The organism is Streptococcus sp. HMSC067H01 (genome assembly GCF_001814775.1).
Lineage (GTDB): Bacteria > Bacillota > Bacilli > Lactobacillales > Streptococcaceae > Streptococcus.
Genome location: NZ_KV817763.1, coordinates 65,581 through 82,038, shown reverse-complemented (window position 1 = coordinate 82,038; position 16,458 = coordinate 65,581). Strand labels below are relative to the sequence as shown.

General features: G+C 39.0%; 17 protein-coding genes and 1 pseudogene. 10 read left to right on the top strand and 8 right to left on the bottom strand.

Annotated features, from left to right (window positions below):
- On the top strand, positions 1–551 hold a 551-nt coding region (locus tag HMPREF2987_RS11365), incomplete at its 5' end, for an LPXTG cell wall anchor domain-containing protein (protein WP_142995325.1).
- A gap of 893 nt (positions 552–1,444) precedes the next feature.
- On the opposite strand, the gene HMPREF2987_RS00380 is transcribed toward HMPREF2987_RS11365, so the two are convergent.
- Entirely contained in the window at positions 1,445–2,290 is an 846-nt protein-coding gene (locus tag HMPREF2987_RS00380) for a MurR/RpiR family transcriptional regulator (protein WP_075228880.1), read from the bottom strand.
- Between the two features lie 193 nt (positions 2,291–2,483).
- Between HMPREF2987_RS00380 and pbp2b the strand changes: the two genes are divergently transcribed.
- From pbp2b to rpsI, 8 genes are all read left to right on the top strand, one after another.
- Entirely contained in the window at positions 2,484–4,526 is a 2,043-nt protein-coding gene (gene pbp2b / locus HMPREF2987_RS00375) for a penicillin-binding protein PBP2B (RefSeq protein WP_075228879.1), read from the top strand.
- Between the two features lie 10 nt (positions 4,527–4,536).
- On the top strand, positions 4,537–5,133 hold the full coding sequence (gene recR, locus HMPREF2987_RS00370) for a recombination mediator RecR (RefSeq protein WP_075228878.1): 597 nt from the start codon (positions 4,537–4,539) through the stop codon (positions 5,131–5,133).
- Positions 5,134–5,307: 174 nt separating this feature from the next.
- Positions 5,308–6,351 carry a D-alanine--D-alanine ligase gene (locus tag HMPREF2987_RS00365; protein WP_075228877.1) on the top strand — a complete coding sequence of 348 codons (1,044 nt, stop codon included), beginning with the start codon at positions 5,308–5,310 and terminating at the stop codon, positions 6,349–6,351.
- Positions 6,352–6,404: 53 nt separating this feature from the next.
- The gene (gene murF, locus HMPREF2987_RS00360) at positions 6,405–7,778 is read left to right on the top strand and encodes a UDP-N-acetylmuramoyl-tripeptide--D-alanyl-D-alanine ligase (RefSeq protein ID WP_075228876.1); all 1,374 of its coding nucleotides are present in this window, start codon (positions 6,405–6,407) and stop codon (positions 7,776–7,778) included.
- The gene (locus tag HMPREF2987_RS00355; RefSeq protein WP_075228875.1) at positions 7,765–8,376 is read left to right on the top strand and encodes an NUDIX hydrolase; all 612 of its coding nucleotides are present in this window, start codon (positions 7,765–7,767) and stop codon (positions 8,374–8,376) included. The genes murF and HMPREF2987_RS00355 overlap by 14 nt, the downstream gene beginning before the upstream one ends.
- Before the next feature lie 120 nt (positions 8,377–8,496).
- Positions 8,497–9,204, top strand: coding sequence for a YwaF family protein (locus HMPREF2987_RS00350; protein WP_075228874.1), 708 nt, complete (start codon positions 8,497–8,499; stop codon positions 9,202–9,204).
- A 159-nt stretch (positions 9,205–9,363) separates the two neighbouring features.
- Entirely contained in the window at positions 9,364–9,810 is a 447-nt protein-coding gene (rplM, locus tag HMPREF2987_RS00345; protein WP_001044622.1) for a 50S ribosomal protein L13, read from the top strand.
- Between the two features lie 18 nt (positions 9,811–9,828).
- Entirely contained in the window at positions 9,829–10,221 is a 393-nt protein-coding gene (rpsI, locus tag HMPREF2987_RS00340) for a 30S ribosomal protein S9 (protein ID WP_000075973.1), read from the top strand.
- A 106-nt stretch (positions 10,222–10,327) separates the two neighbouring features.
- On the opposite strand, the gene xerC is transcribed toward rpsI, so the two are convergent.
- The 7 genes from xerC to HMPREF2987_RS00305 all read right to left on the bottom strand — a co-directional run bounded on the left by xerC (position 10,328) and on the right by HMPREF2987_RS00305 (position 15,288).
- Positions 10,328–11,545, bottom strand: a complete 1,218-nt coding sequence (gene xerC / locus HMPREF2987_RS10920) for a site-specific integrase (RefSeq protein WP_075228873.1) — start codon at positions 11,543–11,545, stop codon at positions 10,328–10,330.
- Between the two features lie 66 nt (positions 11,546–11,611).
- Complete coding sequence (locus HMPREF2987_RS00330) at positions 11,612–11,875, bottom strand: helix-turn-helix domain-containing protein (RefSeq protein WP_075228872.1); 264 nt, start codon at positions 11,873–11,875, stop codon at positions 11,612–11,614.
- A gap of 13 nt (positions 11,876–11,888) precedes the next feature.
- On the bottom strand, positions 11,889–12,542 hold the full coding sequence (locus HMPREF2987_RS00325) for a replication protein (RefSeq protein ID WP_075228871.1): 654 nt from the start codon (positions 12,540–12,542) through the stop codon (positions 11,889–11,891).
- Between the two features lie 202 nt (positions 12,543–12,744).
- Positions 12,745–13,275 (bottom strand): hypothetical protein, encoded by a 531-nt coding sequence (locus HMPREF2987_RS00320; RefSeq protein WP_257374725.1) that lies wholly within the window; start codon positions 13,273–13,275, stop codon positions 12,745–12,747.
- Between the two features lie 72 nt (positions 13,276–13,347).
- Positions 13,348–14,436 (bottom strand): cell division protein FtsK, encoded by a 1,089-nt coding sequence (locus HMPREF2987_RS00315; protein ID WP_075228869.1) that lies wholly within the window; start codon positions 14,434–14,436, stop codon positions 13,348–13,350.
- The gene (locus HMPREF2987_RS00310) at positions 14,436–14,750 is read right to left on the bottom strand and encodes a hypothetical protein (RefSeq protein ID WP_180364485.1); all 315 of its coding nucleotides are present in this window, start codon (positions 14,748–14,750) and stop codon (positions 14,436–14,438) included. Before HMPREF2987_RS00310 ends, HMPREF2987_RS00315 begins: the two co-directional genes overlap by 1 nt.
- 88 nt (positions 14,751–14,838) lie before the next feature.
- Complete coding sequence (locus HMPREF2987_RS00305; protein ID WP_075228867.1) at positions 14,839–15,288, bottom strand: RNA polymerase sigma factor; 450 nt, start codon at positions 15,286–15,288, stop codon at positions 14,839–14,841.
- 646 nt (positions 15,289–15,934) lie between these two features.
- Between HMPREF2987_RS00305 and HMPREF2987_RS11150 the strand changes: the two are divergent.
- Positions 15,935–16,458: pseudogene (locus HMPREF2987_RS11150) on the top strand (cell wall anchor protein); the annotation flags it as partial.

Genomic DNA, 16,458 nt, shown 5'->3' with positions numbered 1-16,458 from the left:
GTAATGTCTATGTACACTACGTTGATACAGAAGGTAAGACAATCAAGGACGATGTTACTGATGAAAAAGCTCAACCAGTAGACAAAGACTACGACACAGTTGTAGACAACCGTCCACAAGAGATTGAATTCGAAGGTAATACTTACGAATTGGTTCCAGCTGGTAAGTACACAGCCGGTGAAGTAGATGATAAAGGTCACTTGAAGTCAACAGACCCAACAACTGGTAAGGTTATCGAAGGCGATAAGAATGTCACTTATGTCTACAAGTTGAAAGAAACTCCAGACAAGCCTGTAGAGCCAACTCCAGGTAAACCAGAGGACCCAACCCCAGGTAAACCAGTGAATCCAACCCCAGGTAAGCCAGTGAATCCAACTCCAGGTAAGCCTGTAGAGCCAACCCCAGGTAAACCAGTAGATCCAACATCAGCTAAAGGCCAACTTCCAAATACTGGTGAAACTACATCTGCAGGATCAACTGTACTCGGAGTAGTTGCAGGGCTCGTAGGATTGGCAGCACTTGGACGTCGTAAAAAAGAAGACGAAAAATAGTCATCTTTCTTAAGTGAGTAAAGTTATTTGCTTAAAAATAACAAGTCACGATTGACGACCAGAGCCGGTTTTAAGTCATAGAAAAAGGGGAACTATGTGTTCCCTTTTTTCGACTAGTTATAAAATAGAATCTCTGCTGAGAGTCTATGAGAAGAAAAGTTAGTAACAAGATTCCTAAAAAGATATGAAGTCATCCCGAATCTATGATATATCATGATTCGGGGTGTTTTTTACTCATTAGGTACAAAAAATCTTCTATTGGATAGAGTTGTAGATAAAATCACAATAGAAGGAAAATCTAAAAGAAAGTGTTTATTAGAAGTGAGTTGCTTTTTAGCAAATGAACGCTGATATTTGATAAAGCTGCCTTACGATAGGTGAATCGATTACGAGGGTTTGCCTATATTCTTAGCCATAGAAATATGAAGGAAGGCGATGATTTTAACTTACTCAAGGAGAGGGAAAGCTGGACTTTTGATAAATCTCTTTGAACTTCTTATCTTGGGAAGGAATTCATAAAAGGGAAGTGTAATTGAGTTTTATGTAGACTTTTTGTAGAATGTATTTTAAAAACAAGTGACTTCTTGATGTTTGATTAGGCAATTCTATTGTATGATTAATAGCTTTTGTGGTGCTTTTCTATTTTACTGTTGAGCTATTTTGTCTATTATCAAAAAACTCCATAATTCCTACAGTTAGTACAGCAACTATAGACATTATAGAGTCTACTTATCTCATGATTTGATGGGAATGCTCATTGTAACAGATAATTATAGGTTGAGGAGGTTGTTAAGAAAAAAATAAGGCCTTATCCCTCTTTAAAGAAGTGATAAGACCATTGGTAATATTTTCTTTATGGACTACTAAATAGGAAATAGTCCAGTTGTGTAGGATTATTTTGTTCTTCTATTTCTACGATAGCCATTTAGTTTATTGTTTTCCCAAAAGCTATTAAAGATTTTTTCTTTGCTTTCGCGGTCAATTTCTAAGAAGTAGGCATAGAGTAAGTCGATTAAAATCAACATCGGAAGTTGGGCAGAGATTCTCTGGATGTAGGAAGCCTGACTCTGATTTGCTACTAATACAGTTTCCGTAAAGGCTTGGGTCTCCTTGCTAGGTACACTTGTAAAGAGAACGGTTTTAGCCCCCATATCTTGAGCGTCAAGTAGACTATCGATGATGGAGGGAGTTGTTCCTGACAGGGAGAAGCCAAAGACTAAACATTTTTCATCGATGATACTGGTCGTCCAGGCAAATCCATCAGGATCTGTCAAAGCCTCACAGACGACTCCTAGTCGCATGAAACGTAATTTCATTTCACGTGCAACTAGGCCAGAGCTTCCAGTTCCGAAAAAATAGACGCGTTCTGACTGATCAATCATTTGAGCGATGCGCTCCAGTTGGTCATCATCGATCAACTCTTGAGACATTTCACGGATATTTGTATAACTTCTCAAGACTCGTTGAGTCAAGGGGTTCATATCCTGCTGTGGGACTGAAAGGTTGTCAATTTGTTGTAGGTATTTGAAAATGAACTCTCGATAACCCGTAAAGCCACATTTTTTGGCAAAGCGAGTGAGAGCGGCCTGAGAAATATGAAGTTTTTGAGTGACCTGCTGAGAAGACAAGTCATCATGAATGGTATCTGCCTGCAAAAAATAGCGGGCAATCTCTTGCTCTAAATCGGTCATTTCTTCAAAGTGAAGATCAATAATCGTAGAGATGTCTTGCTTGTTCATGGGACTCCTTTGTAGCTATTTGTCAAATTTTATTGATAAAAAATCCAGCAAATAATATAGCTCTTACTTCTATTATACCATAGATGCTTTGTTTTTGGATAAAAAGGAAAAGTCTTTTCTTTTTCCATAATTTTCTCATCAAATTATGGTACAATGAAGAGTGAGATTTTGATTAGAAACGAGACTGATTTGTATGAGAAAATTCAACAGCCATTCGATACCGACTCGGCTTAATTTATTGTTTGCGATCATTATTTTGCTCTTCATGACAATCATTGGTCGCTTGCTCTATATGCAGGTCGTAAACAAGGATTTCTATGAAGCCAAGTTAGCATCTGCTAGCCAAACTAGGGTTACAACAGGTTCTGCCCGTGGAGAAATCTATGATGCAGCTGGAAAACCTTTGGTAGAAAATACGGTTAAACAAGTAGTTGCTTTCACACGAAGCAATAAGATGACAGCGACTGATTTAAAGGATATTTCTGCTAAACTATTAACTTATGTAACGGTATCCTCTCCAGATTTGACAGAACGTCAAATTGCTGACTATTATCTAGCTGATCCAGCAGTTTATAAAAAAACGGTAGAAGCCCTACCCAAAGATAAGCGTTTTGATTCTGATGGTAATCAACTTTCTGAATCAGACCTTTATAACAATGCTGTTGAGAGTGTTAGCTCTAACCAAACTAATTATACAGAGGATGAAAAGAAGGCAATTTATCTCTTTAGTCAGCTCAATGCAGTTGGAAATTTTGCAACAGGCAATATCCAAACAGATCCTTTAAGTGATACTCAAGTCGCTCTAATCGCCTCTGCATCTAAAGAGTTGCCTGGGATTAGCATTTCCACTTCGTGGGATCGCAAGGTCCTTGAAACTTCTCTTGCTTCTATCGTAGGAAGTGTTTCCAGTGAAAAATCAGGTCTTCCAGCTGAGGAAGTGGACGTCTATCTTAAAAAAGGTTATTCCCTCAATGATCGTGTTGGGACCTCTTACCTTGAGAAACAATATGAGGAAGTCCTACAAGGGAAACGTACTGTTAAGGAAATTCATCTCGACAAACATGGAGATATGGAAAGTGTAGAAAATATTGAGGAAGGTAGCAAGGGTAAAAATATCAAACTGACCATTGATTTGGCCTTCCAGGATAGTGTAGATAGCCTTCTGAAAAGCTATTTTAATTCTGAACTTGCTAACGGAGGTGCCCAATATTCGGAAGGTGTCTATGCGGTTGCCCTCAATCCTAAGACAGGAGCTGTTCTAGCCATGTCAGGGATCAAGCACAATCTGGAATCTGGTGAATTGACTCCAGACTCACTAGGTACAGTGACCAACGTTTTTGTTCCAGGATCTGTCGTTAAGGCGGCAACCATCAGCTCAGGTTGGGAAAATGGTGTTTTATCAGGCAATCAAACTTTAACAGACCAACCAATCGTCTTTCAAGGTTCTGCACCAATCAATTCATGGTACACCCTTTCTTACGGTTCTTTCCCGATTACAGCAGTCGAGGCTTTGGAATACTCTTCTAATGCCTATATGATTCAAACTGCTTTGGGAATGATGGGTCAAACCTATCAACCAGATATGACAGTTAAGACCGACAAACTAGAGTCTGCGATGGGAAAACTACGCGCGACTTTTAGTGAGTATGGTTTGGGTGCTTCTACAGGGATCGATTTACCAGATGAGTCAACTGGTTTTATACCAAAAGAGTATAATTTTGCTAATTACATTACCAATGCATTTGGTCAGTTTGATAACTACACACCGATGCAGTTGGCTCAGTACGTAGCAACGATTGCTAATAATGGTGTTCGCTTAGCTCCTCGTATCGTAGAAGGAGTCTACGACAATAACGAACAAGGTGGCTTAGGAAACTTAATCCAATCTATTGATACCAAGGAAATGAATAAAATTAATATTTCTGAATCTGACATGTCCATCCTACAACAAGGTTTTTACCAAGTATCACACGGAACCAGTGCCCTTACGACAGGTCGTGCCTTTTCAAATGGGGCAACAGTCTCTATCAGTGGTAAGACTGGTACAGCCGAAAGTTATGTCAATGGTGGTCAGAAGGCTAATAATACCAACGCAGTAGCCTATGCCCCAACCGATAATCCTCAGATTGCAGTTGCAGTTGTCTTCCCCCACAATACTAACCTAACCAACGGTGTCGGTCCATCTATTGCGCGCGATATTATCAATCTTTACAACCAACACCATCCAATGAACTAGAAAGGAAGCCATGCTTTACCCAACACCTATTGCTAAGTTGATTGACAGCTATTCTAAACTTCCAGGTATCGGGATTAAGACAGCAACCCGACTGGCCTTTTATACCATTGGGATGCCTGATGATGACGTCAATGAATTTGCCAAAAATCTCCTTGCGGCTAAGCGAGAATTGACCTATTGTTCGATTTGCGGACGTTTAACGGATGATGATCCATGTTCAATCTGTACGGATCCTAGTCGTGATCAGACAACTATCCTAGTATTAGAGGATAGCCGAGATGTAGCGGCTATGGAAAATATCCAAGAATACCACGGACTCTATCATGTCCTACACGGCCTCATTTCACCAATGAATGGGATTAGCCCTGATGATATCAATCTTAAAAGTCTCATGACACGTCTCATGGATAGCGAGGTTTCAGAGGTCATCGTTGCGACCAATGCAACTGCTGATGGTGAGGCGACTTCTATGTATATCTCTCGATTGCTCAAACCTGCAGGGATCAAGGTTACTCGTCTAGCACGAGGTCTAGCAGTCGGAGCTGATATCGAGTATGCGGATGAAGTAACACTCTTAAGAGCCATCGAAAATCGTACAGAGCTTTAGTCTAGGAGGTTAAATCGCTAAATAATTAGCTAGCAGGTATAAAATTTTAAGAACACAGAGACTGGACCATTTTTCTTCCAGTCTCTTTTCTTGTTTTGTGCTATTCAAGTTTAAAAAAATAAACAAATGTGATATACTAAAAGGCGAGTATTCTAGTAGAAATAGGACAATCATATGAAACAAACAATTATTCTATTATATGGTGGACGCAGTGCAGAGCGTGAAGTGTCTGTCTTGTCAGCTGAGAGTGTCATGCGTGCGGTTAACTATGATCGTTTTGCAGTTAAAACATTCTTTATCAGCCAGTCTGGTGATTTCATCAAAACCCAAGAATTTAGCCAAACTCCTGGGCAGGATGAACGTCTCATGACCAATGAAACGATCGATTGGGACAAGAAAATTGCTCCAAGTGCTATCTATGAAGAAGGCGCAGTTGTCTTTCCAGTTCTTCATGGACCTATGGGAGAAGATGGTTCCGTTCAAGGTTTCTTAGAAGTTTTGAAAATGCCTTATGTTGGTTGCAATATCTTGTCATCAAGTCTTGCTATGGATAAGATTACTACCAAGCGTGTCTTGGAGTCTGCTGGGATTGCCCAAGTTCCTTATGTAGCCATTGTTGAAGGTGATGACTTGACTTCTAAGATTGCTGAAGTTGAAGACAAATTAACCTATCCAGTCTTTACCAAACCATCCAATATGGGTTCTAGTGTAGGGATTTCTAAGTCTGAAAATAAAGAAGAACTCCATCAAGCTCTCGAACTTGCCTTCAAGTACGATAGCCGTGTCTTGGTAGAACAAGGAGTCAATGCACGTGAAATCGAAGTTGGTCTCTTAGGGAACTATGATGTCAAGAGCACTCTTCCTGGTGAAGTTGTCAAAGACGTAGCCTTCTATGACTATGATGCCAAATATATCGATAACAAGATTACTATGGATATTCCAGCCAAGATTAGTGATGATGTAGTAGCAGTCATGCGTAAAAATGCAGAAACTGCCTTCCGTGCTATTGGCGGGCTTGGTCTCTCACGTTGTGATTTCTTCTATACAGATAAGGGAGAAGTTTTCCTAAATGAGCTCAACACCATGCCAGGATTTACCCAGTGGTCTATGTATCCATTGCTCTGGGACAATATGGGGATTAGCTATCCAGAACTAATCGAGCGTTTGGTTGAGCTTGCTAAGGAAAGTTTTGACAAGCGTGAAGCGCACCTGTTGTAAAGACAGACATAAGGGCGGGAAGAGACTTCTTGCCCCTTTTTAAAGGAGTAAATATGAAACTTACGATTCACGAAGTTGCGCGTGCTGTCGGTGCAAAAAATGATGTGACAAGCTATGCGGACAGCCCTCTAGTCAAGGCAGAGTTTGATAGTCGTTTGATTGCTGAGGGGGATTTGTTTATTCCTCTCAAGGGAGCGCGTGATGGTCATGATTTTATCGAGACAGCCTTTGAAAATGGCGCTGCTGTAACTCTATCAGAGAAGGAAGTAGCAGATCATCCTTACATTTTAGTAGAGGATGTTTTGACAGCCTTTCAAGCTCTCGCAGCCTACTACCTTCAAAAGACAGGAGTAGATGTCTTTGCTGTTACAGGTTCAAATGGGAAGACAACGACCAAGGATATGTTAGCCCATTTACTTTCTACAAGCTACAAAACCTACAAAACACAAGGGAACTACAATAACGAGATTGGACTACCTTATACAGTTCTCCATATGCCAGATGATACTGAAAAGTTAGTCTTGGAAATGGGGCAGGATCATTTAGGAGATATCCATCTTTTATCTGAACTGGCTCATCCAAAGACAGCTATTGTGACTTTAGTTGGGGAAGCCCATTTGGCCTTCTTTAAGGACCGTTCAGAGATTGCCAAAGGTAAATTACAGATTGCTGATGGTATGGAGAAAGGTAGCTTACTTTTGGCGCCATCTGATCCCATTGTAGAGGATTATCTACCTACTGACAAAAAAGTGGTTCGCTTTGGCCCAGGTGCAGAACTAGAAATTACAGAATTAACTGAGCGTAAGGATAGCTTGACTTTCAAGGCTAATTTCTTGGAGCAGGCTCTCGACTTGCCAGTGACTGGTAAGTACAATGCGACCAATGCCATGATTGCATCTTATGTTGCTTTGCAAGAAGGAGTGACTGAGGAGCAGATTGGTCAAGCCTTCCAAAATCTTGAATTGACCCGCAATCGTACGGAGTGGAAAAAAGCTGCCAATGGAGCAGATATCTTATCAGATGTCTACAATGCCAATCCAACTGCTATGAAGTTGATTTTGGAGACTTTCTCAGCCATCCCAGCCAATGAAGGTGGCAAGAAACTCGCAGTTCTGGCGGATATGAAAGAACTTGGAGACCAGTCTGTTCAACTCCACAATCAGATGATTTTGAGCATTACACCCGATGCCCTTGATACCGTAATTTTCTACGGTGAAGACATTGCTGAATTGGCTCAACTAGCCAGTCAAATGTTCCCAATCGGCCATGTGTACTACTTCAAGAAAACAGCCGATGAGGACCAGTTTGAAGCCATGGTCAAGCAGGTTAAGGAGAGTCTTGGAGCACATGACCAGATTTTGCTTAAAGGTTCGAATTCTATGAATCTAGCCAAGATAGTAGAAAGTCTAGAAAATGAGCACAACTGATTTCGCCAAAGCTATTCAGAGAATGTTGGCCATCACTGATACTGGTTTGACCTATACAAAGGATCCTTATGAACGTGAACGTTATGAGGATTTACGTCAGATTTTATGGAGTGTCTTGCAGGATCAAACAGAGCTTGATCAAGAGGAATTGACTGCAATTTTAAAACCAACAGCTAGCTATGCAACTCCCTTGATGGATGTAAGGGCATGGATTGTTCAAAATCAGAAGGTTTGCCTGGTTAGAGGGCAAGGAGAGGATACTTGGGCATTACCTGGTGGTTTTGGCGAGGTAGGATATTCTCCCAAGGAAAATATCCGAAAAGAAGTTCAGGAAGAAACAGGATTTTCGGCAGAAGTAGGCTCTTTATTAGCGGTTTTTGATACCAACCGCTTTCAACTTCAGAACAAACAGTATGCCAAGTTCGTCTTTGACTGTCAGTTATTAGATGGACAATTTCAAGAAAATCAAGAAATTGCAGAACTTGAATTTTTTGATATCAAGAATCTCCCACCCCTATCTGAAAAACGAATAACCAAAGAACAAATGGAAATTCTATGGCAGGTCTATCAGGGTGAGCGGGAACAATATGTCGATTAGAAGCTTTGTTTTATATTAAGATCGACAGTTTCTTTTACACAAAAATATAAGAAATAAATGTAAGCTAGGCTCTATAAAAATCAGTAAGAGATTGGCTTATATGAAAATGAGGAAAGTTACATGAATTTTTGGGAAGCTTTATTTAGTACGCAGCCGACGGAGCCACCCCAGTTTGACCTTCTTTGGTATGGAAGTCTATTTACCTTATTAGCATTGACTGTGTTTCTTGCCTATCGTTATGGTGAGAAAAAGGCCTGTCAGCGATTTTTCCAGATTTTACAGGCGGTACAGCTAATCCTGCTCTACGGATGGTATTTAGTAAATCAGATGCCTCTAACTGAAAGTCTACCCCTTTATCATTGCCGTTTGGCTATGTTTGTAGTGCTTTTGACCCCGGGTGTCTCTAGAGTCAAACAGTATTTTGCTGTATTGGGAACCTTTGGAACTTTGGCAGCTTTTATTTATCCAGTGCCAGATCCCTATCCCTTCCCCCACATTGCCATCCTGTCCTTTATTTTCGGACACTTAGCTCTCTTTGGAAATTCCTTGATTTATCTCCTGAAGGACTACGATGCTAGTTTACTGGATTTCAAACGAATCCTAATTATCACGTCTTCGCTCAATGCCTTGATTTTCATGGTCAATTTAGTAACAGGTGGAGATTATGGATTTTTGACAAGACCACCATTGATTGGAGACCACGGTCGTTTGATCAATTATCTAGTGGTAACGCTATTCTTGACTTGCGCTATTTACTTAGTCTCTAAAATTTTTCAGACAATCCTTCAGCAGCAGGCAGAAAAAAGGTTGAGAATCTGGCAGAAATAAAAAAATATTTTTCCAATCTCTTGACTTTTATCTGAGAATTTTGATACAATAGTAGACGGTATTGTTTACCCCATTTGTAAGGCCCCGGAACCTTTCAAATACCCCGCGGACCGGAACATCCGCCCTGTAAACAAAAACGATATTCATATAGGAGAAATCATGAACAAAACTACATTCATGGCTAAACCAGGCCAAGTAGAACGCAAATGGTACGTTGTTGACGCAACTGATGTACCTCTTGGACGCCTTTCAGCAGTTGTTGCTAGCGTACTTCGCGGAAAAAATAAACCAACATTCACACCACACACTGATACAGGTGACTTCGTAATCGTTATCAATGCTGAAAAAGTTAAATTGACTGGTAAAAAAGCATCTGATAAGATCTACTACACTCACTCAAACCACCCAGGTGGATTGAAATCAATCTCTGCTGGTGAACTTCGTTCTAAAAATGCAGTTCGTTTGATCGAGAAATCAGTTAAAGGTATGCTTCCACACAATACTCTTGGCCGCGCTCAAGGTATGAAATTGAAAGTATTCGTTGGAGCTGAGCACACTCACGCTGCACAACAACCAGAAGTTCTTGACATTTCAGGACTTATCTAAGGAAAGGAACAATAAAGTATGTCACAAGCACAATATGCAGGTACTGGACGTCGTAAAAACGCTGTTGCACGCGTTCGCCTTGTTCCAGGAACTGGTAAAATCACTGTTAACAAAAAAGATGTTGAAGAGTACATCCCACACGCTGACCTTCGTCTTGTTATCAACCAACCATTCGCAGTTACTTCAACTGTAGGTTCATACGACGTTTTCGTTAACGTTGTAGGTGGTGGATACGCTGGTCAATCAGGAGCTATCCGTCACGGTATCGCTCGTGCCCTTCTTCAAGTAGACCCAGACTTCCGCGATTCATTGAAACGCGCAGGACTTCTTACACGTGACTCACGTAAAGTTGAGCGTAAGAAACCAGGTCTTAAGAAAGCTCGTAAAGCATCACAATTCTCAAAACGTTAATCAATACGATTATATCAACGTTTCAAAGCACTCAAGAGTTTACCTCATGGGTGCTTTTTTTATGTTTTTTGAAAAAGTTCACCTCAAAGTTTACCTTATTTTCACCTTATTGTTTTAGAGACTGTAAGGCAAATTCACCAACTGCTATAGGAACTACATTAGAAGTATTGACATAAATCTGAGTTGTACCTGTATCGCTATGAGTCAATGCTTCAGAAATGGCTTCTAAGCTCATTCCTGCCTGTTTAGCGAGCGTCGCTCCCGTATGACGTAGTTTGTGTGGCGTAGCGTGTGTAAGCTCTGGGTGTCGCTTTTTGATAGTTTTCATCTTATTATTAAGATAGTCTGCATGTAAAGGTTTATTGATATTCCCTCTTGTGTCTATATATGTAAAAACAAATTGTTCTGGATTACTGATGATGCCAAACTTTGCTAGTTCATATTTTTGTTGCTCTTTCCAAGAGGTAAGAAGTTGAAGTAAGTCATTAGAAATGGAGAAAATAGTTTTCTTATTTCCCTTAGTTGATTTTACTTGTCCATATCTATCTAAAGCTTGAATTAGCTGAATCTGTGATTTTGAAAAGTCTATATGTTTCCATTGAAGAGCATAGGTTTCAGATTTTCTATCGCCTAAGAAAAAAGTGAGATAAAATAGGACATAATCTTTAAGGGTTATTTTATCATTCTCTAAATCTTCTTGAAATGCTGAGAACCATTCTTGGAGTTGTTCATGAGTTAGATATAAATCTTCCTCTCTCTTTGCCTCTGCAAGTTGAATCTTTTTAGTGGCTTTTATTCTTCTTAGTATTTTTGCAACTTTATTAGCTTCTATATACTCAAGTTCTTCTGCCCAATCAAAAATGGAAATCACATAGCTACGTAAAGATTTGAAGTTGGCATATTCATTAGCCTTAGATGTCATTAGATTTAGGATAACTTGCTTATTTTGATTTAGAAACTGTATCGTATAGTTTCCAAGAAGTGGTAGTATATGTTTTTCAAAACATGTTTTGGTATTAGCAACTGTTGACCTGTTTGGTGGCTTAGAAGTAGATGTAGTTTGTCCTGCTTTATAAGAGTCCCACCAGATATTGTTATAGAAGTCTGAGAAAAGAATATCTCCTTTTGCTAGTCCTGTAAATTCATTATCTTCTATTTGATTTAACTTGGTAAGCAAGTCTATTTCAGCTTGCCTTGCCTCCTTTCTAGTTTTAAATCGCTTATCGTAATAATTGCTATTAACAATACCAAGTGGCATTCGTGCTTCAATTGGGATATAGACTTTTAAGCGATAAGTTCCGTTTTTTGTCTTACTGATAGTCATGATATTCTCCTTGTGTATCGAACCAGAAAATATCATGACTATTATAAAACAAAAATCTTGATATTTCTAGTTATGTAAGTTTAGCCATTGATCGATAGCGTCTTTATGGAATCGAATCGTTTTACCGATTTTGATTTTGGGTAAGCCTTTTACAATCCAAGAATCCAGTGTATTATTTGATATACCTAAATAGTTACAAGCTTGTTGTTTGTTCAAATAGGGACTATCGATACCGCTCTTGTTTAATTGCTCTCTGATTTCTTTATTTATAAGATTAGAGAGTAAAAGTTGAATTTGTTGAATTTGTTCATCTGGTAAGATTACTTGCATAGCTTTTCCTCCATTATACTTCTATTGAAGTATTGTTTGATATGACGTCACTAGTTTCATTAGGAGTATTCGTCAAGGAATTTTCTGATGAAGTTATTTTACTTTTGTCTGTGCTATACCTTCGTGAATCTAAATATTTGGCGAAAAAGTATGTTTTATCTACGATAAGCCTTAATAAGCTCGGATTTTCTTCTCTCGCATATCTAACCAAATGATTAAACTCTGTGAAATTCTTCTTGTCTATCACGTCAATAATAGTTGATAGAAAATCATCGTTGTTATTGTTTATGAGGAATTTGTCTAATTCAAATCCGCATCCGGTCTCTATGTCTTTAATATCGTACTGACTTTTCTCAGGATTCTCTGCGTGGACAAAGTAGTCATACATCCCCTTGGGAGACATAATAGGCTCTACATGGGCAGGCCCCTTTAATTTATCCTTGATGAGTTCAGATACTTGAGAATAACTTTTGAGTGAATCAAAGAAAAAGGCACCATGTTTATGAGCTTTTTTAAGCTCCCCTGTTTTTCTATTAACATCTTTATCGTGCCAAGGGGATAAGATAAAGGGAATATGAAGACCTTCAAGGATTTCTAAATAGTCTTCAGGGGCGCTTTCTCTGTAGAAAAGAAAAGCCCATTTATTGGAACGTTGTTCTTTTGACATATGCAACATACCTCGCTTTCAAATTGTATTACTATCTATAAGGAGATTTAGAAGGGTTCTTTCGGAAGGTGGAAGACGTTTTTTTGATATTTTTGTGATTATTGATTATTGGACTAACGGGGTCGTAGTAACCCGTTAGTCCATATACCAAGCAGACGGGCGCTAGGTGGCGTTCACTTCGTGCGCCATAGCGCCCGTCCTATCATTTACGTCTTGTTCCGATAAAGTAGAAGTCCATGCCCTTTCTTTCAGGTCTTGAAAAATAATAGTCAGAATTGCGACTAGAAATTTCTTCACTGATGATTGTTTCTAAATCTTTTAGAATTCTAATGGCTTGTTGAGATTTGGGGACAGGAATAATCAAGGTTGTGCTTTCCTCTCGTATATCTACAACCACTTTCTGAATCGCTTTATTGAACTGTCTGTTGATAGGGTTGTATCTCTTTACATTTCCTTGCTCGCTTGTGCTTACCGTTTCTGAGTGTTCTCTTTGAATCAGAAAAAGACGAAGAGAAAAGGTCTGTATGATGGATTTAAAGAGGTTAATTATTCTATCTTCACTCTGGCGTATCTTGATTTCATAGCCAAGCAATCCAAAGAATAAGAGAAGGGACAAGAAAGAAATAGATGAGCTGATAAAGTGAAGTAAATTCAGGAAATCAAACAGAGATGTGAAATAGATACTGTTTTCCAAGGGATTCATTCCAAGCCTCAATAAGATTGAAATAAGCATAGATAGGGTTCCTACTATAAAAAGGGTAGTTGCTGGATGTATGGTTTTTTGAAAATTCGTTTTTTTCATAGTCTATAAAATTCCTTTCGTGGTGTAATAGGTGGGGCAGAGGAGGGGGAGAACTTGATAGGGATGTTCGTTATCAATGATTTGAATTAAGCCGGTTCCTTTTCCGATTGGAATAACAATGCCTTCTGGGTCAAGGTCGGGAAACAAAAACTGTGTGGTCTTTTTATTAATGTTTCCAATTTGTATCAGAACATTTAATTGTTCTCGAACAGAAACTGGTATGGTAGTATGGTCAAAGCGTTGACTGACTAGAAGTAAATGAACTCGTGTGGCTCGTCCCAGTAACGCGATTTGAGACAATAAAGAGAAGAAGGAATCTTTTATGGTTTTATTGACCCCTTCTGACAAGGCAAGGACTTCATCAATGACAATAGTCAAGTGCTTAAACTCATATCGTGGATTTTCAAATAAAATCCCTTGCCTTTTATGGATGAGTGTCAAACACTGGCTCAAACTTTCGTTAATTTCTGACACAAAATCAGACTTAGAACGGTTTTCATGGGGATGAATGACAGGGATTTGGTGTTCTCTTGACCAACGTGATGGTGTATCAAATTTAGGGTCAATGATAATCAAGTCTGAGAAGTTTCTGAGGACACTTAAAAGGTATGTAAGCGCATAGCTTTTCCCACTACCTGAATTTCCTGCAATCGCAAGTGATGTTACCTTATCATAGTTAATGGTTAGATTTTTCATGATAGGAATATTATTACCCTTTAGAGATGAGGCAAATGTTTCAAGGTCTGGAATAACCAAGCGTTCCGAAACTCCTCTTTTCCATGGGAAGAATAAGCCTCGCTGAACATGAATATCCTCTGCCTTTAATGCGACAAAGTAAGCCGAATTTTGCTTTAGTAATGTATACTGTGGATATAATGACGCATTAGCAATTAAGAAAATCTTCTGATACAAGTCATCATCAATGATAAAGCCACAAGGAAGGCGAGGGACAAAGATAAAACCGTCTTCTTTGACAAGAATGTTAAAAGAGTTGGTGTAGGATGTCTCACCCTGTAAGACAGAGCCCAAACCCATATTTAGGCTCTGCAACAGGTATTGTTCCAACTCTCTTTGTGTGAGAGTTGAAACCATTAGTTCACCTCTTTCAATCCGTCAGCTTTGAAGTAGACATTGTAGTTAACTTCGCATGCCATTAGACTTTCAAATGAAACCAGAGATAGGTAGTCTGGTAGTTCAGGTGCTTCTGTAAATTTCACTTGAAAAGGAGGGAGACCTTTTTGTCCAAACCAAGCTTTATAAGCGACAATTTCCCCTGTCGGTTTATTGTTTTCGTACTTTTGTTGGGGTTCGAGTTCGTCACTCAGTAAGTAGATAGGAGCGTTGAGGTCAACGTATTGTTGGGCGATGTGTTTTGAGTAACCGCCTTTGCGGTGTTGTGGTTTAATTTTCATATGGATAGACCTTTCTATAAGCAAATTTAAAAGTGAGAAGAAACAAGCTCGGTTTTATGTCATGAGCTGGACAGTTCTTTATTTATTCTTCAAGTTTTTCCCTCAGAAGTTTGAGTGATTTTTCTAGCCTTCTTTTGACTGTTTTGTCACTGAGGTGAACTTCTTCAGCTAATTGAGTAAAATTCTTATCTTCAAAGAAGTAACCATAGATAATGCTTTGTACGATATCGTCAAACTTATCAATTGTCTGATAGACAATCTTCATATCTTCTTCATAAATAAGTGACTCAAGAGGACTGGAGTGTCTGGAATTGTCAGGTAGAAAGTCAAGCATTTCTTTCCTCTTATAGGTGAAATTGAGGCTGAGTTTGCCATGATACCTGTCTTTCCTCTCGGCATTGTCGAGTGGTAATGATAGAAGATGGGCAACTCTTTTCCAGTCGCCACGTTCAATCGCTTCCTTAATTTTTTTTTCTCTTCGGATAGCGACCTTGTCAGGTTTTGGTTGTTTTGAGTTCTGTTTTTTTGTCATCATTTCATTCCTTTCTTTTGGACAAAAATGGTAAGTGAGTTCTTGCTCGGTTTTATGTCATGAGCTGGACAGTTGTTCTTATTTATAAGGAGATTTTTTGGCGTGTCGTCGGACAAAAAAGTGAAAAAAGTTTAGAAAAAACAAAAAATCCCCCACAACACTTGTGGGGGGAGGGTAGGGCAAAGATTTGTAACTGAAATTTAACTTGACAGAATCTTGATTTTGGAGTATAATTCCCTTTAGGGAATAAACAATTGAAAATAATTTTTTTTTTATGAATAAATTGGTGTTTGAGGTGAAACCTCATTATTCTTATAATTCGTGTATACGAATTATAAGTTTGAAGTAGGAGAGATTCCCGCATTTTAGGAATTTTTGACTAAGCCTCAGGCTTTTTTTTTATAAATTTTAACTATTCTCACATTATGATGTTGTCCTGTTTGTTTTCTTAACAAATGTTGCATTTAAGGGTATTATAGGAATGATAATATAAACTAGGAAAATGTTGTTTTTAAAGTACTTTAAAATTAGATGAAATAAGCGGTGCCCCAACTACTATTGAAGAGAAATACTACATAAAATAGTTTTAAAAAACTATATAATATGATAAAATAGGACTATAAAATTATCAAAAGGAGTTTATATGATGGAATCAAACGCACAAGGCCATGGCGCCATCAAAAAAGCGGTTATTTCAACGCTTGCAATCTCGGCTCTTGGGGTAACTACTGGGGTATCTGCTAATGAGACTGAGGTAGCAGTTAATGAGCCAGCAACAAAAGTAGTTGCCAATAACGAGATTGTTGCTAAAGTTCCTAGTCAAGCTGATGTTGATAAGGCTAAGGCTGAGTCAGACAAGGCTAATCAAGATGTAGCTAAACAAAAAGAAGTTGTTGCATCTGCGGAAGCAAATATTGCCACTGCTAAGAAAGAGTTGGCTCGCCTAGAGGGTATCGCAGAAGTTAAGGCTCGTAGGTATGAGAACTTCAAGCAACTCAAAGCCGACCATGACGCATACCTTGCTGAACAACAACGCTTGCAAGCTTTGAAAGAAAAAGAAGAGGAAATTCGCAAGGCGGGTGACGCATCTGGAAGGGCTGGTAATGGTGCGGTTGTTGCTAAGGACGAAATAGTTCCTAAAGTTCCTAGTCAAGCTGATGTTGATAAGGC